The organism is Pigmentiphaga litoralis (assembly GCF_013408655.1).
Classification (GTDB): domain Bacteria; phylum Pseudomonadota; class Gammaproteobacteria; order Burkholderiales; family Burkholderiaceae_B; genus Pigmentiphaga; species Pigmentiphaga litoralis_A.
Genome location: NZ_JACCBP010000001.1, coordinates 922,512 through 947,939, shown reverse-complemented (window position 1 = coordinate 947,939; position 25,428 = coordinate 922,512). Strand labels below are relative to the sequence as shown.

At 65.8% G+C, this 25,428-nt stretch carries 31 protein-coding genes; 7 read left to right on the top strand and 24 right to left on the bottom strand.

Features of this window, described 5'->3' with window-relative positions; translation table 11 throughout:
• Nucleotides 1-99: 99 nt before the first annotated feature.
• On the bottom strand, nucleotides 100-1,023 hold the full coding sequence (locus tag HD883_RS04135; protein WP_179587694.1) for a rhodanese-like domain-containing protein: 924 nt from the start codon (nucleotides 1,021-1,023) through the stop codon (nucleotides 100-102).
• A gap of 115 nt (nucleotides 1,024-1,138) precedes the next feature.
• The gene (locus HD883_RS04130; RefSeq protein ID WP_179587695.1) at nucleotides 1,139-1,840 is read right to left on the bottom strand and encodes a pirin family protein; all 702 of its coding nucleotides are present in this window, start codon (nucleotides 1,838-1,840) and stop codon (nucleotides 1,139-1,141) included.
• A gap of 150 nt (nucleotides 1,841-1,990) precedes the next feature.
• On the opposite strand from HD883_RS04130, the gene HD883_RS04125 reads away from it, so the two are divergent.
• A complete protein-coding gene (locus HD883_RS04125) occupies nucleotides 1,991-2,914 on the top strand; it encodes a LysR family transcriptional regulator (protein ID WP_179587696.1) in 924 nt (307 codons plus the stop codon).
• Here HD883_RS04125 and HD883_RS04120 read toward each other — a convergent pair.
• Both HD883_RS04120 and HD883_RS04115 read right to left on the bottom strand, forming a co-directional pair.
• Entirely contained in the window at nucleotides 2,877-3,773 is an 897-nt protein-coding gene (locus tag HD883_RS04120; RefSeq protein ID WP_179587697.1) for a DMT family transporter, read from the bottom strand. The genes HD883_RS04125 and HD883_RS04120 overlap by 38 nt on opposite strands.
• On the bottom strand, nucleotides 3,770-4,201 hold the full coding sequence (locus tag HD883_RS04115) for a DoxX family protein (RefSeq protein ID WP_179587698.1): 432 nt from the start codon (nucleotides 4,199-4,201) through the stop codon (nucleotides 3,770-3,772). Before HD883_RS04115 ends, HD883_RS04120 begins: the two co-directional genes overlap by 4 nt.
• A gap of 257 nt (nucleotides 4,202-4,458) precedes the next feature.
• Here HD883_RS04115 and HD883_RS04110 point away from each other — a divergent pair, with 257 nt between their 5' ends.
• Complete coding sequence (locus HD883_RS04110) at nucleotides 4,459-5,277, top strand: response regulator transcription factor (protein ID WP_179587699.1); 819 nt, start codon at nucleotides 4,459-4,461, stop codon at nucleotides 5,275-5,277.
• A gap of 72 nt (nucleotides 5,278-5,349) precedes the next feature.
• Here HD883_RS04110 and HD883_RS04105 read toward each other — a convergent pair whose 3' ends face one another.
• The 4 genes from HD883_RS04105 to HD883_RS04090 form a co-directional block, all read right to left on the bottom strand.
• Nucleotides 5,350-7,197: a monovalent cation:proton antiporter-2 (CPA2) family protein gene (locus tag HD883_RS04105; protein ID WP_179587700.1), complete on the bottom strand. Its 1,848-nt coding sequence runs from the start codon at nucleotides 7,195-7,197 to the stop codon at nucleotides 5,350-5,352.
• Between the two features lie 103 nt (nucleotides 7,198-7,300).
• A complete protein-coding gene (locus HD883_RS04100; RefSeq protein WP_179587701.1) occupies nucleotides 7,301-7,714 on the bottom strand; it encodes a hypothetical protein in 414 nt (137 codons plus the stop codon).
• Between the two features lie 2 nt (nucleotides 7,715-7,716).
• Nucleotides 7,717-8,346 (bottom strand): DUF4174 domain-containing protein, encoded by a 630-nt coding sequence (locus tag HD883_RS04095; RefSeq protein ID WP_218863250.1) that lies wholly within the window; start codon nucleotides 8,344-8,346, stop codon nucleotides 7,717-7,719.
• Nucleotides 8,347-8,392: 46 nt separating this feature from the next.
• Nucleotides 8,393-9,160, bottom strand: coding sequence for an SDR family NAD(P)-dependent oxidoreductase (locus HD883_RS04090; protein ID WP_179587702.1), 768 nt, complete (start codon nucleotides 9,158-9,160; stop codon nucleotides 8,393-8,395).
• A 169-nt stretch (nucleotides 9,161-9,329) separates the two neighbouring features.
• On the opposite strand from HD883_RS04090, the gene HD883_RS04085 reads away from it, so the two are divergent.
• From HD883_RS04085 to HD883_RS04065, 5 genes are read left to right on the top strand one after another with little or no spacing between them, the layout of a single operon-like run.
• Nucleotides 9,330-10,130, top strand: coding sequence for a TetR/AcrR family transcriptional regulator (locus HD883_RS04085; protein WP_179587703.1), 801 nt, complete (start codon nucleotides 9,330-9,332; stop codon nucleotides 10,128-10,130).
• Nucleotides 10,127-11,320, top strand: a complete 1,194-nt coding sequence (locus tag HD883_RS04080; protein WP_179587704.1) for an ABC transporter permease — start codon at nucleotides 10,127-10,129, stop codon at nucleotides 11,318-11,320. The genes HD883_RS04085 and HD883_RS04080 overlap by 4 nt, the downstream gene beginning before the upstream one ends.
• A complete protein-coding gene (locus tag HD883_RS04075; protein ID WP_218863252.1) occupies nucleotides 11,314-12,156 on the top strand; it encodes an ABC transporter ATP-binding protein in 843 nt (280 codons plus the stop codon). The genes HD883_RS04080 and HD883_RS04075 overlap by 7 nt, the downstream gene beginning before the upstream one ends.
• Complete coding sequence (locus HD883_RS04070) at nucleotides 12,156-13,094, top strand: MlaD family protein (RefSeq protein ID WP_179587705.1); 939 nt, start codon at nucleotides 12,156-12,158, stop codon at nucleotides 13,092-13,094. The genes HD883_RS04075 and HD883_RS04070 overlap by 1 nt, the downstream gene beginning before the upstream one ends.
• Nucleotides 13,091-13,813, top strand: coding sequence for an ABC-type transport auxiliary lipoprotein family protein (locus HD883_RS04065; protein ID WP_257021987.1), 723 nt, complete (start codon nucleotides 13,091-13,093; stop codon nucleotides 13,811-13,813). The genes HD883_RS04070 and HD883_RS04065 overlap by 4 nt, the downstream gene beginning before the upstream one ends.
• Before the next feature lie 58 nt (nucleotides 13,814-13,871).
• On the opposite strand, the gene HD883_RS04060 is transcribed toward HD883_RS04065, so the two are convergent.
• The 16 genes from HD883_RS04060 to HD883_RS03985 form a co-directional block, all read right to left on the bottom strand.
• A complete protein-coding gene (locus HD883_RS04060) occupies nucleotides 13,872-14,189 on the bottom strand; it encodes an NIPSNAP family protein (protein WP_179587706.1) in 318 nt (105 codons plus the stop codon).
• Between the two features lie 95 nt (nucleotides 14,190-14,284).
• Entirely contained in the window at nucleotides 14,285-14,806 is a 522-nt protein-coding gene (locus HD883_RS04055) for a chromate transporter (protein WP_179587707.1), read from the bottom strand.
• Entirely contained in the window at nucleotides 14,806-15,444 is a 639-nt protein-coding gene (locus HD883_RS04050) for a chromate transporter (protein ID WP_179587708.1), read from the bottom strand. The genes HD883_RS04055 and HD883_RS04050 overlap by 1 nt, the downstream gene beginning before the upstream one ends.
• Before the next feature lie 246 nt (nucleotides 15,445-15,690).
• Nucleotides 15,691-16,182 (bottom strand): bacterioferritin, encoded by a 492-nt coding sequence (gene bfr / locus HD883_RS04045; RefSeq protein WP_179587709.1) that lies wholly within the window; start codon nucleotides 16,180-16,182, stop codon nucleotides 15,691-15,693.
• Nucleotides 16,183-16,244: 62 nt separating this feature from the next.
• Nucleotides 16,245-16,634, bottom strand: a complete 390-nt coding sequence (locus tag HD883_RS04040) for a HepT-like ribonuclease domain-containing protein (RefSeq protein ID WP_179587710.1) — start codon at nucleotides 16,632-16,634, stop codon at nucleotides 16,245-16,247.
• Nucleotides 16,631-16,921: a nucleotidyltransferase family protein gene (locus tag HD883_RS04035; RefSeq protein WP_179587711.1), complete on the bottom strand. Its 291-nt coding sequence runs from the start codon at nucleotides 16,919-16,921 to the stop codon at nucleotides 16,631-16,633. The genes HD883_RS04040 and HD883_RS04035 overlap by 4 nt, the downstream gene beginning before the upstream one ends.
• Nucleotides 16,922-17,063: 142 nt before the next feature.
• A complete protein-coding gene (locus HD883_RS04030; protein WP_179587712.1) occupies nucleotides 17,064-17,381 on the bottom strand; it encodes an NIPSNAP family protein in 318 nt (105 codons plus the stop codon).
• A gap of 39 nt (nucleotides 17,382-17,420) precedes the next feature.
• A complete protein-coding gene (locus HD883_RS04025; RefSeq protein WP_257021986.1) occupies nucleotides 17,421-18,482 on the bottom strand; it encodes a Bug family tripartite tricarboxylate transporter substrate binding protein in 1,062 nt (353 codons plus the stop codon).
• 144 nt (nucleotides 18,483-18,626) lie between these two features.
• The gene (locus tag HD883_RS04020) at nucleotides 18,627-19,532 is read right to left on the bottom strand and encodes a helix-turn-helix domain-containing protein (protein WP_179587713.1); all 906 of its coding nucleotides are present in this window, start codon (nucleotides 19,530-19,532) and stop codon (nucleotides 18,627-18,629) included.
• 18 nt (nucleotides 19,533-19,550) lie between these two features.
• On the bottom strand, nucleotides 19,551-20,843 hold the full coding sequence (locus HD883_RS04015) for an aspartate carbamoyltransferase (protein ID WP_179587714.1): 1,293 nt from the start codon (nucleotides 20,841-20,843) through the stop codon (nucleotides 19,551-19,553).
• A 77-nt stretch (nucleotides 20,844-20,920) separates the two neighbouring features.
• Nucleotides 20,921-21,661, bottom strand: coding sequence for a DUF421 domain-containing protein (locus tag HD883_RS04010; protein WP_179587715.1), 741 nt, complete (start codon nucleotides 21,659-21,661; stop codon nucleotides 20,921-20,923).
• A 26-nt stretch (nucleotides 21,662-21,687) separates the two neighbouring features.
• Nucleotides 21,688-22,380: a DUF421 domain-containing protein gene (locus tag HD883_RS04005; RefSeq protein WP_179587716.1), complete on the bottom strand. Its 693-nt coding sequence runs from the start codon at nucleotides 22,378-22,380 to the stop codon at nucleotides 21,688-21,690.
• Nucleotides 22,381-22,554: 174 nt separating this feature from the next.
• The gene (locus HD883_RS04000) at nucleotides 22,555-22,737 is read right to left on the bottom strand and encodes a hypothetical protein (RefSeq protein WP_179587717.1); all 183 of its coding nucleotides are present in this window, start codon (nucleotides 22,735-22,737) and stop codon (nucleotides 22,555-22,557) included.
• Nucleotides 22,738-22,781: 44 nt separating this feature from the next.
• Entirely contained in the window at nucleotides 22,782-23,348 is a 567-nt protein-coding gene (locus HD883_RS03995; RefSeq protein WP_179587718.1) for a DUF2127 domain-containing protein, read from the bottom strand.
• On the bottom strand, nucleotides 23,317-24,309 hold the full coding sequence (locus HD883_RS03990) for an aldo/keto reductase (RefSeq protein ID WP_179587719.1): 993 nt from the start codon (nucleotides 24,307-24,309) through the stop codon (nucleotides 23,317-23,319). Before HD883_RS03990 ends, HD883_RS03995 begins: the two co-directional genes overlap by 32 nt.
• 108 nt (nucleotides 24,310-24,417) lie before the next feature.
• A complete protein-coding gene (locus HD883_RS03985; protein ID WP_179587720.1) occupies nucleotides 24,418-25,326 on the bottom strand; it encodes an aldo/keto reductase family oxidoreductase in 909 nt (302 codons plus the stop codon).
• Nucleotides 25,327-25,428: the final 102 nt, after the last annotated feature.

Sequence of the window (25,428 nt, the reverse complement as noted above, 5' to 3'; positions counted from 1 at the left end):
GGCCGCCTGCCAATGCGCCTGCCCCGCTCTGCGACCCGGCGTGCGCCTTGGCCGCCGAGCCGATCTGCGCGTCGCCCCCCTTCCCCGGCCCCGCCACCCTTATTTCTCCACCGGGTGCCCGGCGGCGATCCAGGCGTCGATGCCGCCGGTCAGCGGCCGCACGCGCTGAAAGCCCTGCCGGCGCAGCTGCGACGCCAGCTGCGCGGCCGAAATCTCGTTCGGGCAGGCGCAATACACGATCACTTCATCATCGGGCCGGCCTTCCAGCACGAAGCCTTTCATGCCTTCGATCGGCACGGCAATCGCGCCGGGAATGCGCCCTTGCTGCTGCAACAGCGGCGTGCGCACGTCCAGCACCGTGGGTGTCAGGCCCTGGTCGTGCAGTTCCTTCAGTTCCGCCACGGTCACGCGCGCCATGTGCAGCGACCGCAGCAGCGTGTGCCGCTGCCACAGCTTCTTGCCGATAAAGACCGCGAACACCACGGCCACCAGCAGCAGTCCCCACTTGCCCAGTTCGGCCAGGGCAATCAGCAGTTCGTCGATGCCGCTGCTGAAGATGGAACCCAGCGCGATGGCCGACCCGGCCCAAAGCGCGGCGCCCAATCCGTCAAACAGAATGAAGGTGCGGCGCGGCGTGCCGACCATGCCGGCGAGCGCGCTGGCCAGGGACGCAAAGCCCGGAATGAATTTGGCGACCAGCAAGGACCAGGCGCCCCACCGCGCATACACGGACGCGGTCTGGCGCACGCAGGTGTCAGGCGAAATCGAAATGCGGCACAAGGTCGACATGACGCGTCCGCCATACCGCTTGCCGGCTTCATACCAGATGGTGTCTGCCAGCAGGGCCGACCCGATCGCCACCGCCAGCAGCAGCGGCGCCGACAGCTCGCCGCGCCCCAGCATGGCGCCGGTGATGACCAGCGTGGGATAGGCGGGAATGGGCGCGCCGAGCTGTTCCACGAACACGTTCGCGAACACGATCAGCAGGCCATATTGCTCAATCAGATGGAAAAGGAAGGACATGACGCGGGGATTCCTTGCGCGCGTGCTGGCGCGGTCGGAACCCGGCGGCAGCAGCCGAGGGGCATTCTACTCCTGCCCCCCGGCTGCCCCGACCCGCGCGATCAGCTGATGACTTTCATGCCGCCAGATCGAAATACAGGACTTCGGCGTCCTGGCCGCCTTCGAACACGACTTCGCGTTCGTCGGACACCTTCAGTGCATCGCCGGCCTTGAGCACCTGCCCGTTTACCGTGAGCGCGCCACGCGCCACATGCACATACCCCTTGCGGCTGGGATCGATGGCCTGCACCACACGTTCGCTGCCATCCAGCAGGCCGGCGTACAGCGTGGCGTCCTGGTTCACGGTCAGGGATCCGTCACGACCATCGGGCGACACCACCACACGCAGGCGGCCACGCTTTTCGGTCGCGTCGAACTGGCGTTCCTGATAGTTGGGCCGCACGCCCTTGAACTTGGGCAGGATCCAGATCTGCAGGAAGTTGACCGTGTCGGTGCGCGAATGGTTGAACTCGCTGTGGCGCACGCCGGTGCCGGCGCTCATCAACTGCACGTCGCCCGGGCGGATCACCGAACCCGTGCCCATCGAATCCTTGTGTTCCAGTGCGCCGTCCAGCACATACGAAATGATCTCCATATCGCGGTGGCCGTGTTCACCGAAACCCTGGCCGGGCGCCACCGTGTCGTCGTTGATCACACGCAGATCGCTCCAGCCCATTTCCTTGGGGTTGTGGTATTCGGCGAACGAGAAAGTGTGATGGCTGTTCAACCAGCCGTGCGAGGCGTGACCGCGATCTTCAGCTTTGCGTACGAGGTTCATGGTGTGGCTCCTGTCAGGACCGTGTCGGTCGTTGTTGGCATGGACTGAACTTTACGCCTTGATTATCCGATCGATAAGCGCAAAGATTTGGCCTGTTTGATCGGATAATCCGATACATTAGCGGCTGACCTTGACTGTCTGGATGCCAACATGCGTATGCCCCGAACCACCCTGGAACAGTGGGCCGTCCTGCAGGCCATCGTCGACCAGGGGGGCTTTGCGCAGGCCGCCGAGCACCTGCACCGCAGCCAGTCGTCGGTCAGTTATATGGTGTCCCGGCTGCAGGAACAGCTGGGCGTGGAACTGCTTGTGATGGTTGGGCGCAAAGCCCAGCTGACCGATCACGGCAAGGCCCTGCTGCGCAGCGCGTCTGAATTGCTGGCGGGTGCGCATCGGCTGGAACACACGGCCGCCAGCCTGCGGCAAGGGTGGGAATCCGAAATCGGCCTGGCGGTGGACGTGGCGTTTCCCAAGCCGCTGCTGCTGCGCGCCCTGGCGCGCTTTACCCAGTCAGTCACGCAGACCCGGGTGCAGCTGCGCGAAGTGGTGCTGTCGGGCGCGGACGAGGCCCTGCTCGATCAGGGCACCGATATCGTGATCGGCACCCGCGTGCCGTCTCAGTTCCTGGGCAAGCTGTTGATTGATGTGGACTTCATCGCCGTCGCGTGTCCCGACCATGCGCTGTTCCAGCTGGGTCGCGCACTGACCATGGACGACCTGCGGCTGGAACTGCAGATCGTGGCGCGCGATTCGGGCACCAGCAAACCGCGCGACGACGGCTGGCTGGGCGCCGCGCAGCGCTGGACGGTCACCAGCATGGAAACGTCGGCCGACATGGTGGCCAGCGGCCTGGGATTCGCGTGGCTGCCCCGGCACGTGATCCAGCCGATGCTGGACACCGGCCGCGTCGCGCCCTTGCCGCTGGCAGAGGGCGGCACACGGCGCGTGCCCCTCTATCTGGTGTCGGGCAAGCCGGGACAGATCGGGCCGGCTGCCCGCGAATTGTCGGAGATCCTGCAGGACTGCGTGCTGGGCGTCACCTTTCCCGGTCCCGGCGCAGCAGCGGCGTCTTGATCGCCTGCGCCACCCCCACCCCCAGCAAGGTCACCACGCCGCCGATCACGTCGTAGGCGTGCAGCGTCTCGCCCAGGAACGCCATGGCGATCGCCACGGTAAACACCGGCAGCAGGTTCATCAGGGCGGTGGTGCGCATCGGCCCCAGGCGGGCAATGCCCAGCATCCACAGAAATGGCGCCAGCACCGATGCCGGAATGCCGGCATACAGCACCAGCGGCAAGCCGGCCTGCGTGATGGGCGGCGCGCCGTTGATCAGGTAGTACACGAACAGCACCGGCACGGCGCACCAGGTCTGCACTGTCAGGGACTGCCAGTTGCCCAGGGGCAGCTTCCATTTCTTGAGCAGTACCGCGTAGCCCGCATAGGCCAGGCTGGCCAGCAGCATCAGCCCGTCCCCCAGCCGCACGCCGGCAGTCAGCAGCGACGCCGGATCGCCATGACTAAGCAGATACGCCAGGCCCGCGATCGACAGCAGCCCGCCCAGCACGGCGCCTACGGTGATCACCTCGCGCAGGATCAGCACACTGAGCACGACGGCCAGCAAGGGCATCAGCGAAATCACGATGCCCATATTGGTGGCGGTGGTGGTGCTGGCCGCCACGTAGGCCAGGCACTGGTACAGCACCATGCCCAGCATGCTGAGGACGAACAGCTTGGGCAGCAGGCGCACGACCAGGGCGCGCGCGCGCCATACCGACCGGCCAAACACCAGACCCAGCAAGCCCCCGGCCAATACCCAGCGAAACAAGGAAATGGCGGCCGGGTCGATAACGCCCGCCGCCAGCTTGCTGACGATCGTATTGACCGCCCAGATCATGACTGCCAGCAGCGGCGCCAGCAAATGCGCGGCGGTCATGCCCGATGCTCGCTGAAAGACACGGCCGGCGGCGGCCGGCTGCCGAACGCGATTACGGCCAGCAGCACGACCTGCAAGGGCAAGCGCCACAGCAAGGCGGCGGGCGGGATCTGCGGGAAAAGTTCTGGATGCAGCCACATGTAGACGTTGGCCGGCGTGACGCAGACCGTCAGCGCGATCAGGCCCCAACCGGCTGCGCGGCGGCTGGGCCGCCAGAGCAGTCCGGCTGCGCCGAGCAATTCCAGGGCGCCCGTGATGTAGACCGCAGGCAGGGCCCAGGGCAGGAAGGGGGGAATCGTGGAGGCGAATATCTCGGGCGACATAAAATGCGCGATGCCGCCGATGCCGAACCACAAGACCACGACGGCCAGGGCGGCGACGCGCCAGAAGCCGAGGCGGCCGGTTGACGAAAGGGATGACGTGGGCAAAGGGACTAGGCCTTGCAAGAGTGGGGGGCGGCGGATGCCGCGCAGGTGCGACGCACCCAGCGCAGCGGTCGCTAGCCTAGCATTGCGGCGCGCTTGTGGCATCATGCCGGCCCCCGCCGCATCGCGGACCCGCAATCAGGCCGTCAACGGCCGCGGTCGGGACCAATCCGGATTGACAACTTGAAATACTGTGAAGCGTCCGAATGGTTGAGTTGCGGTTAAGTTATCGACACTTCATCTGTAAGGAAGAGGCCTACATGGTCGATATCATCATCACTGAGACCCACCCGGTGCTCCAGCGTGGGTTGCAGCAGATTCTCACCGAAGTCGATCCAAGCTGGGTGCCTATTCCCCGCTCGACGCACGACCTGCGTCACCCCCAGGCCTATGCGGGCGCCGACATGATCCTGTTCTCGCTGCCGATCGAGCAGGACGCGCTTGCCCGCGACGTGGCCATTGCCGCGTCAATTCCCCGGCCCAACATCCTGTTCCTGTCGCCCGATCCCATCATGGTCACGCCGATGCTGCCCGCGGCGTCGAACGTGCGGGGCTGTGTGGACAGTGGCGCCTCGGTAGAGGTGCTGGTGGCGTCGATCCGGTTGGTGCGGGTCGGTGGCCGCTGCTTCCCGGCCGTCCAGCAGCCGGTGCCGCCGGGCCTGACGTCCCGTCTGGTCAAGCCGCTGGATCCGCCTGGTCAGCAGCAGAATGCAGACATGGAATTGCTCGGCATTACCGCCAGACAGTATGAAGTGCTGGTCGCCCTCGCCCGGGGCCACTCGATTCAGGCAGTTGGCGAACTGCTCAACATCTCGATTTCTACCGCCAAATCTCACGCTTACGCACTCTACCGTAGGCTCGGTGTTAACAGTAAATCCGAAGCGGTCTATGAAGCGTCTCGGCGCGGCGCCAGCTTCGATTGGGACGCACCCACTGTGGTAGCGGCGCCCGACGTGTTTCACCATGTATCCCGCTCGACAGCAACCGACACACCTTCCAGCAACGTCGCGCAAGACGACGACTTCGAATTCGATACCGCCCCGCCCGACCTGGTCCGGTGGTGGCCGACAGGGAAGTAAGCCTTCCCTTCAGTCAGGCCGGGAAGCAGACCTTCCCGACCGCTCGCCAGCAAGTGATCCTTGACTGGGAGCTCAGGAAGCCGCCTCTTGTTCCGCGGCTTCCTTGTCCCGCAAAGCCTGCGCTGCCTCCGGGTTCAGCGCCCGCCCCGGCCCCTTTGGTTCGGTCAATGGCGCAGGCATCGGGAAGCGTCCACGGTCCACACTGCGGCCCGCCAAAAGCCCGCCCGCAATCTGCAGTTCCAGACGCTCTTCATCCCGCCGCCGCACTTCGGTCATGAGCGTGACGACATCGTCGTCCGCCACGCCGAGGCCCCGCAGCGCCGCCTCGCCCATGGCCATGGCCGACTCGAACGTTTCGCGGATCTGGTATTCGACCCCCTTGCCGATCAGGGCCAGCGCATGCCGCCGGTCGTAGGACCGCACGTACAACTGCGAGCGCGGAAAATTGTGCTGCACCAGTTCGACGATGCGATCGGTGGTCTTTTCATCGTCCACGCACACCAGGATCGCGCGCGCACTGGCCGCGCCCGAGGTGCGCAGGTCTTCGAGCCGCGAGCCGTCGCCGTAGAACACCTGGAAGCCGAAGTTGCCGGCCGACCGGATCATGTCGGGGTCGTTTTCAATAATGGTGATCGTGATGCCGCGGGCCAGCAGCGCCTGGCTGGCGACCTGCGAAAAACGGCCGAAGCCGATGATCAGCACTTCGCCCTCGGCGCTGGACGCGCGCTCGATCCCTTCCATCGACACTTCCTTGCGGTTCGGGAACAGCTTGCGCGAGGCGATCAACGCCAGCGGCGTCAGCGCCATCGACAGGATCACGATGGCCGTGAAGATGGCGCTGGTGTTGACGTCCAGAATGCCGGCGGCGCCCGCCGCCGAATACAGCACGAACGCGAATTCGCCGCCCTGGGCCAGCACGGCGGCGCGGCGGATCGCTTCGATGTGCGAGCCCTTGAACGCACGCGCCACGACGTAGATGCCCACCGCCTTCAGGGCCATGTAGCCCGCCACACCCGCCACGATCACCTGCCATTCCCGGGCAAAGATCGACAGGTCCAGCGACATGCCGACGCCCATGAAAAACAGCCCGAGCAGGATGCCGCGGAACGGTTCGATGTCGGCTTCCAGCTGGTGGCGGAAGCTGGATTCGGACAGCAGCACCCCGGCGACGAAAGCGCCCAGCGCCATCGACAGCCCGCCCAGTTCCATGGCCAGCGCCGCGCCCAGCACCACCAGCAAGGCGGCGGCCGTCATCACTTCGCGGGCGCGGGCGCCCGCCAGGATCCGGAACATGGGATTGAGCAGCCAGCGCCCGGCGGCCAGCAAGGCGGCCAGCGAGCCGATGGCAACGCCGACGGTCACCCAGCGCGACGCGTCGTCACTGTCGGACGTGGCGGGACCGACAAAAGCGACCAGGGCCAGCAAGGGCACGATCGCCAGGTCTTCCAGCAACAGGATGGAAACGATGCGCTGGCCATAGGGCGTGGAGGTCTTGCCCTGTTCGTCCAGCACTTGCACCGCAATGGCGGTGGAGGACAGCACGAAGCCCATGGCGCCGACAAAGGCCACCGCATGCGGCAGGCCGGCCAGAATGCCGACGCCCGTCAGGATGGCGCCGCACACAACGACCTGAGCGACGCCCAGGCCAAAGATTTCCTTGCGCAGGCTCCAGAGATGCGACGGTTGCATCTCCAGCCCGATCACGAACAGGAACATGACGACGCCGAGTTCGGCGATGTGCAGCACCGATTCGGGATCCCCGAACAGGTCGAAGCCAAACGGGCCCATGACCAGGCCGGCCGCCAGATAGCCCAGCACCGACCCCAGGCCCAAGCGCTTGAACAGGGGCACCGCCACCACGCCTGCCGCGAGCAGCGCCACGATAGGCACCAGCTCTTTTGCGTATCCTTCCACCGCCATCCGAAATCACCCGTCTTGTAAGTTGGGCATCATTCTGCATGGCGGCGGTCGCGGTGGACAGCTTTTTATGGCAGGGCGCAGGGCGCTTGCGCCCCCTGGGTGCTTAACGCGTGGCGGGCACCACGGTGCGATGCTCGCGGATCACCCCACCCCCTTCGACGCTGCCGCTGGTGGTGCCCTGCTTCATGCGGGCCACGCATTCGGCCTTGTCGCTGGCGGGCAGCGACTCGCAGCGCGCCAGCGCGTTCTTCTGGTACTGGTCACCGGCGCCGTCGGCCAGGCGGTTGCGGCGGGCTTCATCGCGCGCGGCGCCCGCTTCGCGGATGCAGGTGGCGCGGTCCTGGTTGGACGTGCCGCTGGTGCATGCCGCCATCTCTTTCTTGTATTGCGCGTCGATGTCAGCCGATGCGCTGGCTGCGAGTGCGGCCGACGAAAAAGCCAGCGCGCCAAGGACGCCCGCTGCAAGGTGGCGAAGGCGCAGGGCCGGGAAGTGCTTGGGTGAAGAAGACAGGCTCATGGTCAAACTCCCTTTTTATCGTTGTGGGGAACATCGGAAACTGAAGTGCTGGAATGGTTGATGTCTTGATGACGTGTGTCTTGATGACTGGTGTCTTGCCGACTGCTGCCGCCCTGGATGCTCCCGCGCGGTTGCCGCATCGGCATCTGGTCGATGGTGCCGAACAGGGTCTTTGCGTCGATCACGCCCTGCTCGCGCATCTTGACGCCGCCATCCAAGCCGACCAGCAGCACGGTCGCGGGCGCATCGGCCGCCACGTCCATGGCGCCGCGGATGGCGCGCGCCTGGTCCGCCGACAGCCACGCGTCGTCGCGGCGGGCGCGATCGCCCACCACCACGTACAAGACCATCTGGCGTTCCTTGAACGCGGCCTGGTTGGCGGGCGTCTGCAGGATGTCCTGCATCCTGACCAGCGTGGGGTCGGTCGCGGACGGCGCGACGATCACCAGCGGCCGGGTCTTCCACCGCTCGGCTACCAGGGGGTTGGCGCCGTTGGTGTTGCCACCGGCCGACCCGGCCACCGCCGTGTCCGGCACGGCAAACGACGCCGCGCAGGCCAGGCCCGCACCGACCAGCAGGCCAAGCAGGCCGCGTCGCGATGCGTTACGGTTCAAGCGCCATCCGGTCATCATGGTGTCATCCTTGGAGTCATGTCGGGGGCTGTCCGGGCCATCCGCATCAGGTCTGCGGCGGTTGGCCGTTGGATGCCGACAGGCCGCCGTCCACGGGCAGATTCACGCCCGTAATGAAGCGCGCATCGTCGCTGCCCAGGAAAGCGATCACGTCGGCAATGTCTTCGGCTTCGGCCGCGCGGCCCAGCGGAATGCGCTCCATGAACTTGGCCATCAATTCCTTGTTGGCGAACATGTCGTCCGTCATCTCGCTGCGCGTCAGGCTGGGGCACACGGCATTGACCCGCACGCCGTCACGGCCATGGTCCATCGCCAGCGCGCGCGTGAAGTTGGTCACCGCGCCCTTTGCCGCGTTGTACACGCTCATGCCCCAGTCGCCGCCCAGGCCCGACACCGACGACGTATTGACGATGGAACCCTTGGTCTTGATCAGTTCCGGCAAGGCGGCGCGGCAGCCATGGAAGACGCCGTCCAGGTCGGTCGCCATGACCTTGCGCCAGTCTTCTGCGGACACCTCGGTGATCTTGCCTTCAACCACGGTACCGGCGTTGTTGACCAGCACGTCCAGCCGGCCGAAGCGGGCGACCGCGTCTTGCACCAGGCCTTCCACGTCGGACAGGTCCGCCACGTCGGTCGGCCGGACCAGCACCTTGTCATCGTTGCCCAGGGTCTTGGCGACGTCGTCCAGTTTGTCGCGCGTGCGCCCGGCCAGCACCACGGATGCGCCCTCCGTGGCAAAACGGCGCGCTGTCGCCGCCCCGATTCCCGAGCCCGCGCCCGTGACGATCACCACCTTGTTCGTATACCGTTCCATATTCGGCTCCTTGCAGCATGCCGTGCCATCCTGTTCCTAATGGCACCTGCATCGTTTCATTAGTGCTATAGTCGTTCGCCACCCGCGGGGCGTCGTCCCGGCGGATCGCGGCAACCTCCAGCTAATCAAAGAACGGGTGACCCGGGCAATGAGAGATGCGCAACCAAGCATGACGGATGCCCCGCCGCCGCCCCGCCCCGCGCATGCGGCCGGACGGCCCACCCGCGATCAAGCCAGTGCGCTCGCCGATCACATCGTCGATGCCGCCACCCGCCTCATCACCAAAAACGGTTACCAAGCCACCAGCATCGACGCCATCGCGCGCGAGGCGGGTGTGGCAAAACGCACGCTGTACAGCCGCTTTGCCGCCAAGGAAGACCTGCTGGTGGCCGTGCTGCGCCGGCTGGTGAACGACGTCGTGCCGCCTTTGCGCACCGATGCGCAGCGCGTGCCGCTCAAAGACCGTCTGGAAGCCTTTGGCGCGGATCTGCTCGATTGTTCGTCGGGTCCCACCGCGACCGCCTGGCGGCGGTTGATCATGGCGGAACTGGTCCATGTGCCCGACCTGTCTGCCCTGGTCCGACGGGAAACGGTCGACATCATCGACGGCTTTGTCGGCGCCCTGCTTCAGGACGCCGTGAACCGCGGCGACTTGCCGGCCATCGACATCCCGTTTGCCGCGCGCAGCTATCGGGCGCTACTGTGCGCCCCGGTGCAAGACCCGACGGTGTGCGCTGGCAATGTGCCGCCCGGGCACGTGCAGGATGCCGTGGCGTTCTTTTTACGGGGCTGCGGCTGCCGGGCTGGCGGCGCGGCGCCGACCGACGATGTGCGGGCATCGGCAGCCCGGCCGGCGGAAGCGTCGGCGGCCACGTCCGCACGGGCATCGTCGGGCGCATCGGCAACGACGATAGCGGGCAACGCTGCGTGCACGACCGCGATCGCACCAGCCGACGGATACGCGCCATGAATGCGCAGCCCCTGCCGGCCGTCGCCACGCACGACGCGCCGTCCGCCAACGACACCTTCCTGACGGTCGATACGTCGGCGTCCCCGCCCCGCCTGCGCCTGTCGGGCGACTGGACTCTGGCCCATTACCAGGTCCTGCTGCGCCTGGCGCGCAAGCATTCCTTCGCTGGCCAGGCCGCCCCGCACGTCGACCTGAGCGGCATTGGCGCGCTCGATACCGCGGGCGCATCGGCCATCGTGGAACTGCTGGGCCCGCATCTGCTTGACCTGGTTTCACAGCCCGACGCATTGGCCACCCAGGGTCTCGCCCCCAACCGGCAGGCCTTGCTGCGGACGGTGGCCGAAGCCATGTGCACGCGGTGCCGCGCGGCGCCGGTGCCGCCCACGTCCGCGCTCATGGACGTGATCGAACACATCGGGCGCGCGATGGCGCGATGCTGGCAACTGGCCGCCTACCTGCTCGGCTTTATCGGACTGACGCTGGAAGCGCTGGCCCGCAACCTGTTCCGGCCGCGCCGCTGGCGGGTAACCGCCGTGGTCGCGCAGATCGAACAGACCGGCCTGGACGCCGTGCCCATCGTGGCGCTGCTGACCTTCATGGTGGGCGCCGTGATCGCGTTTCTGGGCGCCACCGTGCTGGATGCCTTTGGCGCCAGCATCTATACGGTAGACCTGGTGGCCTTTGCGTTCCTGCGGGAATTTGCCGTGTTGCTGACCGCGATCCTGATGGCCGGCCGGACCGCCAGCGCCTTTACCGCGCAGATCGGGTCCATGAAGGCCAACGAAGAGATCGACGCGATTCGCGCGCTGGGCATGAACCCGGTGGACCTGCTGGTGCTGCCCCGCGTGCTGGCGCTGTTGATTTCGCTGCCGGCGCTGACCTTCATTGCCATGATTGCGGGCATCACGGGCGGCGCGATCGTGTGCGCGCTGAGCCTGGACATCTCGCCCAGCATGTTCCTGTCCATCCTGCATCAGAACCTGGAAGCGCGGCACTTCCTGCTGGGCATGGCCAAGGCGCCCATCTTTGCGTTCCTGATCGCCATCGTCGGCTGCCTGGAAGGCTTCAAGGTCAGCGGCAGCGCGCAGTCCGTAGGCGAACACACCACGTCGGCCGTCGTGCAATGCATCTTTATCGTGATCCTGGTGGATGCCGTCGCGGCCCTGTTCTACATGGAGATGGGATGGTGACCGCGGCCGACAGCATCATTGCCGTGCGCGGCGTCACCAACCGCTTCGGCACGCAAACCGTGCACCAGGACCTGGATCTGGACGTGCGGCGCGGCGAAGTGCTGGGGGTCGTCGGCGGGTCCGGCACGGGCAAGTCGGTGCTGCTGCGAACGATCATCGGCTTGCAGCAACCGGCATCGGGCAGCGTCCATGTGCTGGGCGGCGACCTGATGACCCTGGACGCCGACGCACGCTCGCGCATCGAACGGCGCTTTGGCGTGCTGTTCCAGCGGGGCGCCCTGTTCTCGTCGCTGACCGTGGCCGAGAACGTGGCGCTGCCGCTGATCGAATATGCCGGCCTGTCGCGCGACGATGCCGAGCACCTGGCCGAGGTCAAGCTGGCCCTGGCCGGCCTGCCACCCGAAGCGGGCGCCAAGATGCCGTCGGAACTCTCCGGCGGGATGGTCAAACGCGCGGCCCTGGCTCGCGCCCTGGCGCTGGACCCGGACATCCTGTTCCTGGATGAACCGACCGCCGGCCTGGACCCGATCGGCGCGGCTGCCTTCGACCGGCTGATCGTGACGCTGCGCGATGCGCTGGGCCTGACCGTATTTCTGGTCACGCACGACCTGGACACCCTTTACGCCATCTGCGATCGGGTGGCCGTGCTGTCGAACAGGAAGGTGCTGGTGAACGACCGGATCGACGCCGTAGCCGCCACCGACGACGCCTGGATCCAGGACTACTTTCATGGCCCGCGCGGCCGGGCGGCCGAGGTGGCCAGGACCACGCACGCCCCGCGCGCCACCGCTGCACCTTCCGCTTCCCCAACCGCTGATTCTTCGGAGCAACGCTGATGGAAACCCGAGCGCACCACGTGCTGATCGGCCTTTTTACCGTGGCCATTGCGGCCGCCGCCCTGGCCTTCGGGCTGTGGCTCAGCAAGTCCCACCGCGACCGCGAAATCCACTACTACAACATCGTCTTCAATGAAGCGGTCAATGGCCTGACGCGCGGCAGTTCGGTGCTGTATAGCGGCATCACCATTGGCGATGTGGTCCGGCTGACGCTGGACCCGAAAGATCCGCGCCGTGTGCTGGCCCGCGTGCGCATCGAAGGCGATGTGCCGATCAAGCAGGACACCCGGGCGCGCCTGGCGCTGACCGGCATTACCGGCACGTCGGTGATCCAGCTGAGCAACGGATCGCCCGAAAGCCCCCGCCTGGAAAGCACCGATGGCGAAGACCCGATCATCATCGCGGTGCCGTCACCGATCAACCAGTTCCTGACCAGCGGCGAAGACCTGCTGATCAGCGTGAACGAGATCCTGGCCAGCGCCAAGACGCTGCTGTCCGAAGACAACGGCAAACGGGTCAGCCATATCCTGGAAAACATCGACAGGGCGTCCAACACCATGACCGCCCAAGGCGATGGCCTGCGTGAACTGGTGCAGCAGATGACGCTGGCCAGCCGCCAGGCAACGGCGTCCTTGGCGCAGGCCGGCACGCTGGTCACCAGCGCCAACACGCTGGTGACGCAAGACGGCGCGCGCACCCTGGGCAGCGCCGAAAAGGCCATGCAGTCGCTGGAGCGCACGGGCACCACGCTGGAGCAGTTGTTGACCGAGAACCGCGATGCGCTGACCGGTGGCGCGCAAGGCCTGGCCGAACTCGGGCCGGCAATTGCGGAGTTGCGGACAACGCTGGCGTCGCTGCGCGGAATTTCGCGCCGGCTTGAAGACAATCCCGCGAACTACCTGCTGGGTCGCGAAAACATTCAGGAGTTCCAACCATGAGGATGACGATGAGGGGAGTGTCGTCGGCTTGGCGGGCGGCGCGTTCAGGCGTTCTGGGGGCGGCGGTGGTGACCTGGCTCGGTGCCTGCTCGGTGCTGCCCGATGCGGAGCCCGTCACGATCTATCAGTTGCCGATGGCACATGGTGGGGTGAATGCGGCGGCGGCGGCGGCCTCCGGTGCGGCAGGCCCGTCTGCGTCGACCTCGGCGCCTTCCGCATCCGTTTCACCCGGGTCACCGCGCAGCCGCGCCGACTGGTCACTGCGTGTCGTCAAACCTGCCAGCAGCGCGGTCACCGACAGCCCGCGAATCCTGGTGCTGCGCGAGTCCAATCAGGTCAACGCCTACCAGGCCGTGCGCTGGAGCGATCCCGCGCCCGCGCTGTGGCGCAACCGGCTGACCGCCGCCTTTGTGGAAGACGGCCGCGTCAGCGCCTTGAGCACCGATGACGCCCCGGCGCATGCCGACCTGGAGCTGGCCGGCGACCTGCGATCGTTTCAAGTTGAATACCAGGGCGCGCAGCCCGTGGTGGCGCTGCGGCTGGATGCCCGGCTGGTACGAACCGGCACCCGGCGAATCGTGGCGTCGCGCAGCTTCATGGTCATGCAGCCGGTCACTGGCAGCAAGGTGCCGGAAGTGGTGACGGCGTTTGGCCAGGCGGCCGATGCCCTGTCGGCCCAGGTGGTGGACTGGACGCTGACCCAGTCACCGGCGCGCTAAGGCAGCGTGTTCAGTTCAGGGCAGCGGGTTCAAGCCGGCCACCGAACTGCCCAGACGATTACGGCTTGAAGAACGGCGCCTGCGTCATCAGGCGGTTTTCCTGCGAGATCAGGTAGCCGGCTTCACCACTTTTTTCCTGATACGCATGCCAGGCCGGATCGGCCTGCATCGCGGCGCGGCGGGCGGCGCGGTCGGCGGCGTCCTGATACACCCAGATGTGCAGGAAGCTGTTCACATTGCCCGTCTCGGTCACCGCATACAGCAGCGGCTGGCCCAGGTGCTTGCTCTGGACAGGAAAGCCCAGGCTTTCGTACAGCGCCAGATGCTTCTTGATGGTGCCGGGTTTGCAGGTGTAAGTGCGAACGTCGTAGAGCATGAAGAGTCCTCGTTGGGGGTGAAGGTCGGGGGATGGGAATCGGGTGACCCGGCGCGACCTGCGGGTAACACGTAGGCAGCGCGCCAGACGGAATCCTACAGCACGATCAAGAATACACACGCACCCAGGGCCAGCATCAGGAAGGGATTGACCTTGGTCAGCATCAGCGCCAGCGTCGACGCGGCCGCCACCGCCCAGGCCCACGCCCCGCCTTCAGCCGCGCGCAGCACGGTGCACGATGCGGCCAGCACCATGCCGGCAGCAACAGGCACGAGGCCGGCTTCGATCGCGCGGATCCACGGGCGGCCGGCATGGCGGGTCCAGACGTGGGCCAGTCCGTAGACCAGCACGGATGACGGGACGAAAATCGCGAACGATGCCACCAGTGCCCCGACCAGGCCGGACACCTGCCAGCCCACCAGGGTCACCAGCAACGACCCCGGTCCGGGCGCCAGGCGCGACAGCGCAAACAGATCCAGGAACTGCGCATTGCTCATCCAGCCATACACGTCGACCGACTGGCGGTGAATGTCGGCGACCACGCTTTGCCCCCCGCCCACGGTCAGGAAAGAAAGCGGCAGGAACACCCGCAACAGGTCCAGCATGGCGCGACCCATCAGCGTGCTGCCTTGCCGCGCAGTTGCAGATACGCCGTGCCGATCGACAGCGGCGCCAGCGCGCCCACCACCCACAGCAGCGGAAGGCGAAGCGCAAAGATCGCCACGAACGTCGCGACCATGAACAGCAGCGGCAACATGCCGCGCGCTGCCCGCCGCGCGGCACGCAGGCCCGTCTGCAAGGACAGCCCGACAGCAGCCGCCGCGATCCCGGCCAGTGCCACATGCACCGCATGAATGTGCGTGACCTGCGCGAACACGCCCGCCAGCACCAGCACGACGGCCATCGGCGGAAGCACCAGACCCAGGGACGCGGCCAGCGCGCCCTGCCCGCCCTTCAGCCGAAAGCCGAGCCAGATCGCCAGGTTGACCACGTTCACCCCCGGAAAGGCCTGGGCCAGGGCAAGGCCGCTTAAGAAATCGGCCTCGGTCAGCCAGCCGCGGCGCTGCACGATCTCGCGCATCATCCAGCCGCTCAACCCGCCGCCGAAACTGGTCAGCCCGATCAGGGCGAACACCTTGAACAGCTCGCGCGCGGTGGGCGGAACGGCGGGTGGCGTGTGGGGAGGCGTTGGCGTGGACGACGACAGTGTCGCCCGGGAAGCGTCAGGCAGCGGCGGCGCGGAACGGATCGACATGGCGATGGGCGGCGCGGGATCGGGAGCCGATCATCTTACGCCGGGCCAGATGTCGCGCAGCTTAACGCTGCGCTGCCCCGGGGCTGAGATCGGGGGCTGAGATCGGGACTGAGATCGGGACTTAGATCGGGGCCTGAGATCCGGGCCTGAGATCGGGGCCTGAGAGCGGGGCCCGGGATCGCGGCCCGGGATCGGGCGGCGCGCGCCGGACGGCCCGCCTGCCTGACCTGCGGTTGATGCGACTGCTTAAACCGCTGGATCGCTTTCGGTCGCCTTCAACTGCGCCTGCAGGTAGTTTTCAAGGCCCACCATCGTGATCTGACGCAGTTGCTGCTCCAGCCAATAGGCGTGGTCTTCTTCCGTATCGCCCAGCTGCGCCAGCAAGATGTCGCGCGTCACGAAATCGCGCACGCGCTCGCAGATCACGATGCCTTCCCGCAAGGCGGTACGCACTTCTTCTTCGACATCCAGATCGAAACGCAACATTTCGGGCACGGTCTTGCCCACGCGCACCGCGGCCACCCGCATATCCGGCGTGCCGTCCAGCATCAGGATGCGGCGGATCAGGGCGTCCGCATGCATCGTCTCGTCGGCCATCTCGTGATTGATGCGTTCGTACAGCTTCTTGTATGACCATTCGTCGTACATGCGCGAGTGGATGAAGTATTGGTCCCGCGCGCCCAGCTCACCCGCCAGCAGCGTATTCAGATAGTCGATGACTTCGGTATTGCCCAGCATGGCCTGCATCCTTCAAGAGCGCCGCGGAACAGTCCGCGAATCGGCCATTGTACGGGCAGCAGTCAGCCGGCCTTGCCAGTCGGGTCGTCGGGAGTTTCCGTAACACCTGACTCACGGATTGCGGCCAGTTGCTCAAGCAATCCGGGCACCCAATCCCGAAGCGTCCCCCACACAATGCTGGGGTCGATATCGAAATACCCATGTGCCATTCGATTGCGCATGTTGCGCATGCTGCGCCAAGAGACTTCGGACCGGGCCTGAACAAAATCGGGATAGCCATCCATCAACCTTGTGGCAGCCTCACCCATGATGATGAAACTCATCACGACCGCCTGTTGTGTGCGTTTGTCAGCCAGGAAGCCAGCCTCGTCCATCCCTTCGACGAAGCCCTGGGCATCGAGCGCTGCCTGCGCGATATGGTCCAGGTAGTCGCCCAACCTTTGGTGCTTCATACCGGCTTGGCCTCGGCAAGGACATCATCCCGAAACTTTCCGGGAAGGTCGCCAGGGGTGAGCAAATCGACGTCCACGCCCAGCAATGCCTTCAGTTCTTCTTCGAGATCACCAAGGTCCAACAGCGTTGCGCCCGGCAACGCATCGACCAGCAGGTCCAAGTCGCTGCCGTCGCGATCCGTGCCATGCAGCACCGAACCAAAGACACGAGGATTGGTGGTAGGAAAGCGCGCGACAGCTTCGCGCACAGCGCCACGGTTCATTTCGAGCACAACGGACGGTCGCATAGGGGTCCCTGACAGGCTGACGTTGGCGAATGGGTGAGCAGACGGCAAACATGCCTTTTTCACTCCGCCTGCGCAGCCTCATTATCGCCCACCCCAGCGCGCCTGCACCACTGCCCGCAATGCCACGTAGGACGCCGTTGTCCTAGGGCTTGAAGAACGGCGTGGGCGTCATCAGGCGGTTTTCCTGCGAGATGAGCCAGCCGGCTTCGGCGCTCTTGGCCATATAGGTGTGCCAGGCAGGGTCGGCTTGCAGCGCGGCGCGGCGGGTGGCGCGGTCGGCGGCGTCTTTGTAGACCCAGATGTGCAGGTAGCTGTTCACGTTGCCCGTCTCGGTCTGCGCGTAGACGATCGGGTCGCCCAGGTGCTTGCGCTGCGTGTCGAAGCCGTGTTCGGCGTACATGGCCAGATGCTTCTTGATCGTGCCCGGATGGCAGGTGTAAGTGCGAACGTCGTAGAACATGGGAAATCCTTGTGAGTCAGAGGGAATACATCGAAAGCGTCAATCCGCCGATGCGCCGGACCGCTCGACCAGCCCGCCCCAGCGCGTGACTTCCTGCGCCACGTAGGTCTGGAAGGCGGCGTGGGTATCGCCGATCGGCTCGGCACCCAGCTCTTTCAGGCGCGCCTGGACGGCGGGGTCGCGTACGGACGCGGCGATTTCGGTGGACAGCAGGGTGACGATGGCGGGCGGAGTGGACGCCGGGGCGAACAGGCCGAACCACGACTTGGCGTCCAGGGCCGGGTAGCCCGCCTGAGCAAAGGTGGGAACGTCGGGCAGGCTGGCGTGGCGCGTGGCGCCGGTCAGGGCCAGGGGGCGCAGCCGGCCGGCGGTCACTTGTGGCAGCACTTCGGGCAGGTTGGCGAACATGGCCTGCACTTGCCCGCCGATCAGATCGTTCTGGGCTTGCGAGCCGCCCTTGTACGGCACGTGCGCCATCTTGACGCCGGCCAGGGTGTTGAACTGTTCACCGGCCAGATGCGCCGCGGTGCCCGTACCGCCGGACGCAAAGTTGACCTGGGCGCCGGCCCGCTGCGCAAACGCGGCAAGCTCTTTGGGCGTCTTGGCCGGCACGCTCGGGTTGACGACCAGCAACAGCGGCACGGAGGCCAGGTTGGACAGCGCGGCGAAATCGGTAATGCGGTAGTCCAGCTTGCGGTACAGGGTCTGGTTGATGGCGTGGGCGGACGTGGCCATCAACAGCGTGTAGCCGTCGGCTTCCGACCGCGCAACCTGGGCTGCGCCAATGTTGCCGTTGGCGCCCGCCTTGTTTTCCACCACCACGGCCTGTCCCATCCGTTCGGCCATTTTCTGGGCCACGGTGCGGGCGATGACATCGGTGGCGCCGCCAGGGGCAAAGGGCACGACGATGCGCAGCGGGCGATTCGGGAAGTCGCCGCGGCCCTGTTGGGCGTGGCTGGCCGCGATCGGCAGTGCGCACAGGGACGACAGCAGCGCCGCGCACATGACCCGGCGGGACACGGCGCCGCGGGCCGGAACCCGGTCGGCCGGCGTACGCATGGCGAATGAAGGAAGGGCGCGGGCGCGCGGGGTCTGGGGCATGTCTCGTCTCCGGTCTTGGAAGTCCGGCGCTGCGGCGGGCCGCGCGTCGGTGTGTGTCCAGACTGTACGGAATCCCGGCGCCTGCGCGTTAGGACGAAAACGAGAATGATCGGTACTTTTCCACGGACGGGAGGCCGGAACGCGCTACGCCGCCCCCGCCTCAGCTGGCCGGGCATGGCGCTTTCGGAAGTCGCCCGGCGTCGTCTGCGTATGCCGCTTGAAGAAGCGGCAGAAATACGCCAGGTCGTCATACCCCAGCTGATACGCCACTTCGGCAATGCCCATGTCGGTCAGTGACAGCAATCGCTTGGCTTCCAGCAGCACCCGCTGCTGGATCACCTGCCCGGCAGTCCGGCCCGTGGCGCGTTTGACGGCGTCGTTCAATTGCCGCTCGGTCACATGCAGTTGGCTGGCGTAGGCCGGCACGGGCAGGCATTCCAGAAAGTGCTGGTCGACCCGCTGCTGGAAGCGCCGCGCCAGGTGGACTCCTTGCGCCGACACGCCCTCCTGGCTTGCAGGCGGTGGCGCCAGCCGGCGCAGCCGGGTCAACAGAATCAGCAGATAGGATCGAACAATATCCAGCCGGCCGTCGCCCTCCCCCAGGTATTCCGCCTCGATGGCTTCCACCAGGGGCAGCAGGTCGTTGTGCTGGTCGGCGGTCAGGTAAAGCGCGGGCTGGCCGCTGGCCACGTCAAAGAAAGGAAACTGCGCGGCCAGGTCGGCGCGCGGGAACATCTGCAGGAACAGATCGGCGCTGATGTTCATCACGAAGCCGCGCGGCGGCACGGACGATGTCCACGAATGGATCTGCGCCGGGCTGACGAAAAACACCGTGCAGGGCTGCACCGGATGCGGCACGAAGTCGAGCAGATGCACGCCCTGCGCCTGCGTCATCCACAACAGGTGATAGTAGTTGTGCCGATGGGCGAACGCGCGCGGGATGTCGGCACGGTCCTGCAGGCGGACCATGTCGAAGTAGAACGAGGCGTCGTCGCCCCCGAACGCCGACCTGTCGAAGGTCGGCAGGTCCGGGACGGCCGCGGCCACCATGGCGCCGCCCTGCCGTCGTCAGTCGATGCCGTGGAACGGCGCGTCGTCGACGCCCACGTACGCCGGCGGACGCCAGCTGGCGTCGCGCATCGAATGCTGCAACTGGTTTTCGACGCCCAGCAGCACCGCAAAGATGGCCATGCGAACCGGGATGCCATTGTCGGTCTGGCGGAAAATGGCCAGCCGCGAGTCCTGGTTCAGGTCGGTGCTCAGGTCGTTGGCGCCTTCGCGGCTGTCGCGGGGCAAGGGGTGCATGACCAGGGTGTCGGGTCCGCACACGGTTTCGACCAGGGCCTGGTTGATCTGGAAATCGGGCTTGTAGCCTTCGAACGATTCGTTCACGAACCGTTCTTTCTGGATGCGTGTGGCGTAGACCACGTCGGCGCCCTTCAAGCCTTCCGTCAGGGACTCGGTCTGCTCGATCACGTGGCCGTTGCGCGAAATCTGCTCGATGATGTAGCTCGGCATTTCAAGTGCGGTGGGGGCGATCAGCGTCAGCTTCAGGCCGCGATACAGGGCCAGCAGCTTGACCAGCGAATGCACGGTACGGCCATATTTCAGGTCGCCGACCAGCGCGATGTGCGCACCGTCAACAATCTTGCCAAGCCGCGCGAATTCTTTCTGGATGGTGTACAGGTCCAGCAGCGCCTGGCTGGGATGTTCGCCCGGGCCGTCGCCACCGTTGATCACCGGAATGTTCGTGGCACGCGCAAATTCGGCCACCGATCCCTGCTCGGGATGCCGCACGACCATGGCGTCGACATACCCTGCCATGACGCGGCTGGTGTCATAGATCGATTCGCCCTTGGCCATGGACGAAAAGGTAAAGCCCGTGGTGTCGCACACCGACCCGCCGAGCCGGCAGAATGCGGCGCCAAAGCTGACCCGGGTCCGCGTGCTGGCTTCGAAAAACAGGTTGCCCAGCACCGCGCCTTCCAGCACCCGCGACACCTTCTGGCGGCGCGCGATGGGCTGGACGACATCGGCCACCCGGAACAGCCCTTCCACCGATTCCCGCGTGAACTGATCGACCGACAGCAGCTGGGGCCGGCCTTCGAACAGCATTCGGTCGCGCAGTGCGCCAGTATGTACGCTAGGCGTAGAGTCGGCCGACAGCTCGGCACTGCTCAGGATCTCGGCCGTGAAGCGTTGCACGATCTCCGGCATCTGCCGGCTTTCCTGCGAGTCTTCGGGCAGCAGCCAGGTGTCGAGTGCCCGGCGGCTGACGCCGATGCGGGTTGCAAACGCATCGCGCGTCATATTGAGGCGACGCATCGCGTCACGCAGGAAAGTCTGCTGTTGGAGATCCATGGGGCACCCGGAAGAATATACGCAGTGCGCAGATTCTATAGGAAGCACCGTCCGTTTGCACAACGGTTTATTGCGGGTCAGCCCAGCTTGCGGGTGGCGGCTTTGCTGTCTGTAGGATCCTTGTCGGAGCCGTCCGTGTCGTCCGGCGTTTGCCGCGCGGGCGCAACGGCTTTTCGCACCGCCGCCCGCCATTGGTCACAGCCGCAGAACACACATGCGCCCAGTCCTTTTTCGGTTGGCGCCTCGACATGCCCGCAGCGCCAACAGGCGCGCAAGTCGGGCAAGGTCAAATGGTCATCATTGGCCCCGCCGGCATCGGGCGACAAGGACAAACCAGGGCGCGGGTCCCGAAAGCGGATCAGGGACAGTCCCCCCGACGCCTCGACATACACACGCCGCAGTTCGCCCAGGTGCTGCACGTTCAGCGCCCGCAATTCGGACGCCAGCATCTCGCGCGACAGGCGCAGGCCATTCAACTGGTCGAGCAGATATCGGCCGTCCTGCACCAGCACCGATACATCGCCTTGCGCCAGCGTTTCCAGCTTGCGGCTGCGGAATGACAGCCACGCCAGGCCGCGCTGCAGTCCCATGGTGATGGCCAGCACGATCAGGGCGGGCAAAATGCCCTGCGTCACCACCTGGATCGGCACGCCGATCGCGGCGCCCAACATCAGCACCACGGCCAGTTCGTTGGTCGTAAGCTGCGCCGCGAACCGTTTGCCCATCAGCCGCATGAATACCAGCAGCAGCACGTACATCACGCCTGCACGCCACAGCACCTCGATCAGGAAAGGCCACGGCGCATCCCCGATCAACATCTTCTGCCAATCCGGCATCGCGCCCCCTACGCCTTCAATTCGAGGACGGCGGGCGTCCACGTGTGCTGATGGCAGCTGGGGCAGTCGGACACCGGCGCGGGGTCGGATGCGATCAGCCGGCCGCAGCAGCCGCACGCCCACTGCCCGTCAACGCGGGCCTCATGCAGCAATGGTGTGTCGAATTCGGGCAAGACCGACAGTCCGGGGCGGCAGGCCTCGGCCGGCACCACCGACAAGCTGCCCGACGGTTCAAGGAACGCCCGGCTGATCTGCCCCAGGTGCTGGAAGCCCTGCAAACGCAGCAGCTCGAACAGTTTGTTGCGGCCGACCACGGTCTTGGCCATGCCGTCGATCAGCAGTTCGCCTTCACGGACCAGCGGGGCCACGTCGGTCGAAATGGCCATTTCGATACGCCGATGCCGCAGCCCGATCCGCATGACCAGGCGCTGCAGGACGATGACCACCGCGGCAATGATCAGCGGCGGGAGCAGCCCCCGGTCGCCTGACTGCAGCGGCACCCCGATCGCGGCGGCCAGGGTGATCACCAGCGAAATTTCGAACAGCGTGAATTGCGCGGCGACGCGGCGTCCCAGCAGCCGCATGACGACCACCAGCAGCACGTAGGTCAGTGCCGTGCGGATCGCCACTTCAATAAGAAACGTCGGGGGCGCATTACCGAACAGGATTCGGTGTATGTCGGTAAGCTGGAACTCGGGCATGGCAACGCGGCAACACACTGACAACCATCACCGTGCCGTCCACGCATGCGGTGTGCCTGCAATGTGGCACGCCATGACGCCATACGGCCGGCTCTGCCAGCGCTGCCTTGCAGGTGTTTCCGGCTCATCGATGGCCACGCCGCACTCTTCCATGCGCTCGCTTACGCCGTCCCGCTAGATCCGCCGACGGCCTCGCACAAACAGCAGCAGTCCGACCACGAAGGCGATCGCGCCATACACCGCCCACTGCATCTGCCCGGTCATGAAACTGCCGGGCAGCACGTTGATGCCTTGCAGGACCCAGATCAAGCCCAATGCCATCAACACGACACCAGCCACCACCATCACGATACGCATTGCCCTGCTCCCTGGAAAACTGAGGAAAGGTGACACCGCTGCCGCTAGGCAACCGCAGGCGCGGCCTGCCGCCCCCGCCGCCGCCACAACTGCCACGCCAGAAACACGACCACCACCACGTTGAACGCCAGCACCACAAAATTGATGACCGACGGATGCGCGATGAAGTGCTTGAGTTCGAACGGCACATAGATGCCGCCCGACACCGCGCCCAGCCATTCGGCCCACGCCCGATCGCGCCACAGTCCGAAGGCTTCAACAAAGCGGATCAGAATGTACGCGGCAACGATGGCCATGATGGTGCGCAGGTTGGCGTCTTCCAGCACATCGGCATAGTGCAGAAAGATTGCCGGGTAACGCGCCGTGGGGTTCCAGCCGAAATGGCCCACCAGTTCATTGGCCAGATGGCGAACGTCGTAGTGGACCAGGCTGAGCAGGCCGAGCGCGCCCGCGAACGCCGCGGCGCCTTTTGCGGCTTCGAACAGCGCAATGGCTCGGCGCGCGCGCCGTTCACCGGAACGGGCGTCGTCATGCCGAGGCGCAGCCCCCTGCCCGGCGGCCGTCCCTGCGGCCGTCCCTTTACCGCGCGGCGTCGCCGTACCGGTATTCATGGGTGATGTCGTCAAGCCGCGCCTTCAGCGCCGGATCCAGCGTCATGTCGGCAGCGGCCAGTGTCGCGTCCAATTGCTCGGGCCGGCTTGCGCCCAGGATTGCCGACGTGATGGTGGGATTGGCCAGCACCCAGGCCACCGACGCCGTCGTCAACGACACGCCGGCATCGGCCACGGCCTCGCTCAGCTTGCCCACGGTCTCGAACTGCTTTTCGTGCCAATACCGTTCCTGATAGCGCTCGGCGGCCGTCCCCAAGGTAAAGCGGCTGCCTTCGGTCGGGCCCGTATCGAAGCGGTGCTTGCCCGTCAGCAGGCCGCCGGCCAGCGGGTTGTACGACAGCACGCCCAGCTTTTCTTCGGCGCACAGCGGCAGCAATTCACGTTCGATTTCGCGGAACAGCAGGCTGTAGCGCGGCTGCACCGACACGAAGCGCGTCAGCCACTTCACGTCGGCGCGGCCCAGCGCGCGCGCCAGGCGGTAGGCCAGGAAATTCGACACGCCAATGTAGCGGGCCTTGCCATGCTTGACGATGATGTCGAGCGCTTCCAGCGTCTCGTCCAGCGGCGTATCGACATCGTCCGAATGCAGTTGGTAGAGATCGACGTAATCGGTATTCAGGCGGCGCAGCGAATCGTTGATGGCGTCAAGCAGATGCTTGCGGGACGCACCTTGTTGCCAAGGCGCGCTGCCCATCTTGCCCACCGCCTTGGTCGCCACGATGAACTGGTCGCGGCGCCCTTCCAGCCACTGGCCCACGATCTCTTCGGTCTGGCCGACGGTGCGCAGACCGCCGCCCAGGGGATACACGTCGGCGGTATCGATGAAGTTGACCCCCGCCCCGGCGGCCTTGTCGAGAATCGAGTGGGCAACGGCGGCTTCGGTCTGCAGGCCGAAGGTCATGGTGCCCAGGCACAGGCGCGAGACGGTCAGACCGGTCGCGCCGAGTCGGGTGGTTTGCATGGTTGGAGCGCTCCGAGTGGCATAAGAGGACAAGCCTCGTACGTTAATTCAGCGCCCCGCGTGTTGGGAAGAGCGGCCATGCGTGCTTACACCTGACCCGCCAGGCGTCTACGCAATGCCATTCAGCTCGTTGACAGCATCGGCTGGCAACACCAGGCTTGCGACCGCCAGGTTCTCGTGCAGATGCGCGACCGACGACGTGCCCGGAATCAGCAGGATGTTGGGCGAGCGTTGCAGCAGCCACGCCAGCGCCACCTGCAACGGCGACGCGCCCAAGCGCTGCGCCACCGTGCTCAGGGTGTCGGACTGCAGCGGCGAAAAGCCCCCCAGCGGAAAGAACGGCACGTAGGCAATGCCATCGGCGGCCAGCGCGTCGATCATGGCATCGTCATTCCGATGCGCCAGGTTGTAGTGGTTCTGCACGCAGACGATGTCGCAAATGCCCCGGCCTTCCGTTAGCTGCGTTGGCGTGATGTTGCTCAGGCCGATATGTTTGACCAAGCCCTGCCGCTGCAACTCCGCCAACGCGGTCAGCGGCGCTTCGATCGATCCTTCGGCCGGGCCGTGCGTGTCGAACATGATGCGCAGGTTCACCACTTCCATCGTGTCCAGACCCAAATTGCGCAGGTTGTCATGCACGGCGGCGGTCAGCGCTTCGGGCGAATACGCGGGCAGCCAGGCGCCTTTGTCATCCCGGCGTGCGCCGATCTTGGTGACGATGACCAGATCATCGGGGTACGGGTGAATGGCGTCGCGGATCAGCTGATTGGTGATGTGCGGGCCGTAGAAATCGCTGGTGTCGATGTGGTTGACGCCCTTGGCGATGACTTCGCGCAGTACGGCCAACGCCGCGTCGCGATCACGCGGTGGGCCGAACACGCCGGGGCCGGCCAGTTGCATGGCGCCGTACCCCAGACGGCCGACCTGTCGGCCACCCAGGGAATAGTGCGACGCGTTCGAAACAGAGGATGGGGACGAGGAAGACAGTGACGACGAAGACAGCGACGACGAAGACATGAACACACTCCAGATATGCAGAAGCCGGATCGGCAGGAAGTCGGTAGACAGGTGGGTCAGAACCCGAGCAGGACCTCACGATAGCGGTGTCCGTGCCGTTTG

Bases quoted from the DNA above. Each gene is read 5' to 3' on its own strand.
- HD883_RS04135 (WP_179587694.1), bottom strand. From the start codon at position 1,023: ATGTCCTTCCTTTTCCATCTGATTGAGCAATATGGCCTGCTGATCGTG.
- HD883_RS04130 (WP_179587695.1), bottom strand. From the start codon at position 1,840: ATGAACCTCGTACGCAAAGCTGAAGATCGCGGTCACGCCTCGCACGGC.
- HD883_RS04125 (WP_179587696.1), top strand. From the start codon at position 1,991: ATGCGTATGCCCCGAACCACCCTGGAACAGTGGGCCGTCCTGCAGGCC.
- HD883_RS04120 (WP_179587697.1), bottom strand. From the start codon at position 3,773: ATGACCGCCGCGCATTTGCTGGCGCCGCTGCTGGCAGTCATGATCTGG.
- HD883_RS04110 (WP_179587699.1), top strand. From the start codon at position 4,459: ATGGTCGATATCATCATCACTGAGACCCACCCGGTGCTCCAGCGTGGG.
- HD883_RS04105 (WP_179587700.1), bottom strand. From the start codon at position 7,197: ATGGCGGTGGAAGGATACGCAAAAGAGCTGGTGCCTATCGTGGCGCTG.
- HD883_RS04100 (WP_179587701.1), bottom strand. From the start codon at position 7,714: ATGAGCCTGTCTTCTTCACCCAAGCACTTCCCGGCCCTGCGCCTTCGC.
- HD883_RS04095 (WP_218863250.1), bottom strand. From the start codon at position 8,346: ATGATGACCGGATGGCGCTTGAACCGTAACGCATCGCGACGCGGCCTG.
- HD883_RS04090 (WP_179587702.1), bottom strand. From the start codon at position 9,160: ATGGAACGGTATACGAACAAGGTGGTGATCGTCACGGGCGCGGGCTCG.
- HD883_RS04085 (WP_179587703.1), top strand. From the start codon at position 9,330: ATGACGGATGCCCCGCCGCCGCCCCGCCCCGCGCATGCGGCCGGACGG.
- HD883_RS04080 (WP_179587704.1), top strand. From the start codon at position 10,127: ATGAATGCGCAGCCCCTGCCGGCCGTCGCCACGCACGACGCGCCGTCC.
- HD883_RS04075 (WP_218863252.1), top strand. From the start codon at position 11,314: ATGGTGACCGCGGCCGACAGCATCATTGCCGTGCGCGGCGTCACCAAC.
- HD883_RS04070 (WP_179587705.1), top strand. From the start codon at position 12,156: ATGGAAACCCGAGCGCACCACGTGCTGATCGGCCTTTTTACCGTGGCC.
- HD883_RS04065 (WP_257021987.1), top strand. From the start codon at position 13,091: ATGAGGATGACGATGAGGGGAGTGTCGTCGGCTTGGCGGGCGGCGCGT.
- HD883_RS04060 (WP_179587706.1), bottom strand. From the start codon at position 14,189: ATGCTCTACGACGTTCGCACTTACACCTGCAAACCCGGCACCATCAAG.
- HD883_RS04055 (WP_179587707.1), bottom strand. From the start codon at position 14,806: ATGGGTCGCGCCATGCTGGACCTGTTGCGGGTGTTCCTGCCGCTTTCT.
- HD883_RS04050 (WP_179587708.1), bottom strand. From the start codon at position 15,444: ATGTCGATCCGTTCCGCGCCGCCGCTGCCTGACGCTTCCCGGGCGACA.
- bfr (WP_179587709.1), bottom strand. From the start codon at position 16,182: ATGCTGGGCAATACCGAAGTCATCGACTATCTGAATACGCTGCTGGCG.
- HD883_RS04040 (WP_179587710.1), bottom strand. From the start codon at position 16,634: ATGAAGCACCAAAGGTTGGGCGACTACCTGGACCATATCGCGCAGGCA.
- HD883_RS04035 (WP_179587711.1), bottom strand. From the start codon at position 16,921: ATGCGACCGTCCGTTGTGCTCGAAATGAACCGTGGCGCTGTGCGCGAA.
- HD883_RS04030 (WP_179587712.1), bottom strand. From the start codon at position 17,381: ATGTTCTACGACGTTCGCACTTACACCTGCCATCCGGGCACGATCAAG.
- HD883_RS04025 (WP_257021986.1), bottom strand. From the start codon at position 18,482: ATGCCCCAGACCCCGCGCGCCCGCGCCCTTCCTTCATTCGCCATGCGT.
- HD883_RS04020 (WP_179587713.1), bottom strand. From the start codon at position 19,532: ATGGTGGCCGCGGCCGTCCCGGACCTGCCGACCTTCGACAGGTCGGCG.
- HD883_RS04015 (WP_179587714.1), bottom strand. From the start codon at position 20,843: ATGGATCTCCAACAGCAGACTTTCCTGCGTGACGCGATGCGTCGCCTC.
- HD883_RS04010 (WP_179587715.1), bottom strand. From the start codon at position 21,661: ATGTTGATCGGGGATGCGCCGTGGCCTTTCCTGATCGAGGTGCTGTGG.
- HD883_RS04005 (WP_179587716.1), bottom strand. From the start codon at position 22,380: ATGCCCGAGTTCCAGCTTACCGACATACACCGAATCCTGTTCGGTAAT.
- HD883_RS04000 (WP_179587717.1), bottom strand. From the start codon at position 22,737: ATGCGTATCGTGATGGTGGTGGCTGGTGTCGTGTTGATGGCATTGGGC.
- HD883_RS03995 (WP_179587718.1), bottom strand. From the start codon at position 23,348: ATGAATACCGGTACGGCGACGCCGCGCGGTAAAGGGACGGCCGCAGGG.
- HD883_RS03990 (WP_179587719.1), bottom strand. From the start codon at position 24,309: ATGCAAACCACCCGACTCGGCGCGACCGGTCTGACCGTCTCGCGCCTG.
- HD883_RS03985 (WP_179587720.1), bottom strand. From the start codon at position 25,326: ATGTCTTCGTCGTCGCTGTCTTCGTCGTCACTGTCTTCCTCGTCCCCA.